Here is a 3240-nt window from a genome sequence, read left to right on the forward strand (position 1 = left end):
TATTTGATGAAGACATAATTCCTGAAACCGTGCCTGAAATTATAAAAGATTAAAATAATTTATTACCAAATCTAGACATATTAATTTTGCCATTCTTTTTTAGAATGGCTTTTTTATTTCGTATTTTTCCACTACAAAAAAAGACAGTAACATGATTAATAAAAAAGTGGCGAATGTTCATGAAGCGCTTCAAGGTGTTTCAGATAATATGACCTTTATGCTTGGTGGTTTTGGGCTTTGCGGAATTCCAGAAAATAGTATCAACGAGCTTGTAAAATTAAACCTAAAAGGCTTGACCTGCATTTCAAACAATGCGGGAGTAGACGATTTTGGCTTGGGCTTACTACTTCATAAAAAACAAATAAAGAAAATGATTTCGTCTTACGTAGGTGAAAATATGGAATTCGAACGTCAAATGCTAAGTGGCGAATTGGATGTGGAATTGGTGCCTCAAGGAACTTTGGTAGAACGCTGTCGTGCTGCACAATCTGGTTTTCCTGCGTTTTTTACACCTGCAGGTTATGGAACCGAAGTAGCAGAAGGTAAAGAAGTTCGAGAATTTAATGGAAAAATGTACATCTTGGAACATGCCTTTAAAGCCGATTTTGCTTTTGTAAAAGCATGGAAAGGCGATGCTGCTGGAAATTTGGTTTTTAAAGGAACTGCTAGAAATTTCAATCCAGCCATGTGCGGTTCTGCAAAAATTACCGTTGCTGAAGTCGAAGAATTGGTTCCTGTTGGAAGCTTGGATCCAAATCAAATCCATATTCCAGGAATTTTTGTACAACGTATTTTTCAAGGAGAAACTTATGAAAAACGTATTGAACAACTTACTGTTAGACAAAAAAGTTAAATAAAAAAGTTATAAGTACTTGAAGTGCGCTAAAGTTTTAGGACTTATTATGTGCAACTTTAAATACTTAAAACTCTAGACACTTATAACTAAAAATATGTTAGATAAAATAGGAATTGCTAAACGTATAGCACAAGAAGTACAAGATGGCTATTATGTTAACTTAGGAATTGGTATTCCAACCTTGGTGGCCAATTATGTAAGAGACGGTATAGAAGTGGAATTTCAAAGTGAAAATGGCATTCTAGGAATGGGACCTTTTCCGTTTGAGGGCGAAGAAGATGCCGATCTTATCAATGCGGGAAAACAAACCATTACGGCCTTACCAGGCGCTAGTTTTTTCGACTCGGCCATGAGTTTTTCTATGATTCGTGGACAACATGTCCATTTAACCATTCTTGGAGCCATGGAAGTTTCGGAAAACGGCGATATAGCCAATTGGAAAATTCCAGGAAAAATGGTAAAAGGCATGGGAGGCGCCATGGATTTGGTATCCAGTGCCGAAAATATTATTGTGGCCATGATGCATACCAACAAAGAAGGAGAATCCAAATTACTTAAAAAATGTAGTTTGCCTTTAACAGGAGTCGGCTGTGTTAAAAAGATTGTAACCAATTTGGCTGTTTTAGAAGTAACTAAAAAAGGTTTCAAACTCTTAGAACGTGCTCCGGGAATTTCGGTGGAAGACATTCAAAAAGCTACAGAAGGTACTTTAATTATTGAAGGGGACATCCCTGAAATGAGTTTATAACAAGATTTTTATTTTTTATGGTAAACTTTCTAAACGAATTCTATTTGACCTTAATGAAAAATAGAAAATACAATTAAAATGAGTATCTAAAAACTCTGGATACTTAAAATATTTTGCCACGAATTCACGAGTTTATACCTAATAGTATTCGTGAATTCGTGATTTTTTTTATAATCTCTAAAAGTATTTGTACTTAGTGAGCTGTTTGCTTCAGAATTTTGCGTCACAAATCCGAAATCAAAACATAAACATTCGTGAATTCGTGGTTTTTTTTCATACAATTTTGAACACAAATAGAATTTCATTTTCCATGATTTTCCATTTCAACTTCAGAAACTAACAAATTAACATTTGTGAACCTGTCTACCGATAGGTAGATTCGTGGCGAAATATATAATTTCAAATTAAATAATTATAAAATTTTGTAGGAAAAAACATAATAAAATATCTTAAAAGTTAAATTTTAATGCATTTCAACGATTTATTGTGTCTTTTAGCTGAATTACTCAAAAAAAGTTACATATTAGCAAAACCAAATCGAATGAAACTAATTAACCTAACTCTTTTGAAATCTTGAATTTATAATTTGCCCCAAATCTATTATAAATTGAGACTTAAAAGAAAGTAGATCCCAAATCTACCAAAAACTAACTTATTATGAATTTTGCCCCAAATCTACCTGAACAACCTACAAATTACGAGAGCAAACTTTATTCTAGTTTGCTAAGTACTGGACGCTTTATTAAAAGCTTAATGTATCTAACTAAAAAAATATTCATGCTATAATCCCTTTGGGATGGCATGAATTAATTTTTTGGTGTAGTCCTTCTTCGGATGATTATAGATAACATCTGCATCGTCCATTTCTTCAATTTGTCCTTGACTCATAACAATTAATTGATCGGACATGTATTTTACCACGGCCAGGTCGTGAGAAATAAATATGTAAGTAAATCCAAAATTCTCCTTCAAATCATTCAATAAATTAAGCACTTGCGCTTGTACTGAAATATCCAAAGCAGAAACCGACTCGTCGCATATAATTAATTTAGGTTCTAAAGAAATAGCTCTGGCAATGCCAATTCGTTGTCTTTGTCCTCCAGAAAACTCATGTGGATATCTATTAAAAAACGATTCATCCAAACCAACTTTTTCTAGTAAATCTAAAACCATTTCTTTTCTTTCTTTTTCTGAAGCTCCAATGCCGTGAACTTTCATAGGTTCCATGATAGCTCGTCCTACAGGAATACGTGGGTTTAAAGACGCATAAGGATCTTGAAAAACAATTTGAATATCTTTCCGCAACTTTCTAATGGCGTTTTTAGAAAGCTTGGTAATATCTTTTCCTTCATATAAAATAGAACCAGAAGTGGCTTTATCCAATTGTAGAATGGCATTTGCTAATGTGGATTTCCCACAACCAGACTCACCTACCAATCCAAGGGTTTCACCCTCATATAATTTAAAACTCACCTGATCTACAGCCTTAAAAATTTCAGGTTTTGAAAACCATCCAGATTTTGAGATATAGGTTTTTTCTAAATTAACAACTTCTAATAAAGGGGATTTTGAATAAATATTTTTGTGAAAAGCTTTTCTGTCTTCACTTGAAACAAGAGTTCTATCTGTTGTTTCA

Annotated in this window: 3 protein-coding genes; 2 read left to right on the forward strand and 1 reads right to left on the reverse strand. The window is 33.4% G+C overall.

What is annotated here, in order from left to right; translation table 11 throughout:
- Positions 1 to 151: 151 nt before the first annotated feature.
- Both VKY47_RS11790 and VKY47_RS11795 read left to right on the forward strand, forming a co-directional pair.
- Positions 152 to 853, forward strand: coding sequence for a CoA transferase subunit A (locus VKY47_RS11790; protein ID WP_324313009.1), 702 nt, complete (start codon positions 152 to 154; stop codon positions 851 to 853).
- Between the two features lie 97 nt (positions 854 to 950).
- Positions 951 to 1604 carry a CoA transferase subunit B gene (locus VKY47_RS11795; protein WP_324313010.1) on the forward strand — a complete coding sequence of 218 codons (654 nt, stop codon included), beginning with the start codon at positions 951 to 953 and terminating at the stop codon, positions 1602 to 1604.
- Between the two features lie 780 nt (positions 1605 to 2384).
- Here VKY47_RS11795 and VKY47_RS11800 read toward each other — a convergent pair.
- Positions 2385 to 3240 (reverse strand): ABC transporter ATP-binding protein (locus VKY47_RS11800; protein WP_324313011.1); only part of this gene is annotated, 856 nt, incomplete at its 5' end.

It is taken from the genome of Xanthomarina sp. (assembly GCF_035306705.1).
In the GTDB taxonomy this organism is placed as follows: Bacteria; Bacteroidota; Bacteroidia; order Flavobacteriales; family Flavobacteriaceae; genus Xanthomarina.

What these genes read in the sequence shown, in the direction of transcription:
- VKY47_RS11790 (WP_324313009.1), top strand. Translation starts at nt 152, where the DNA reads ATGATTAATAAAAAAGTGGCGAATGTTCATGAAGCGCTTCAAGGTGTT.
- VKY47_RS11795 (WP_324313010.1), top strand. Translation starts at nt 951, where the DNA reads ATGTTAGATAAAATAGGAATTGCTAAACGTATAGCACAAGAAGTACAA.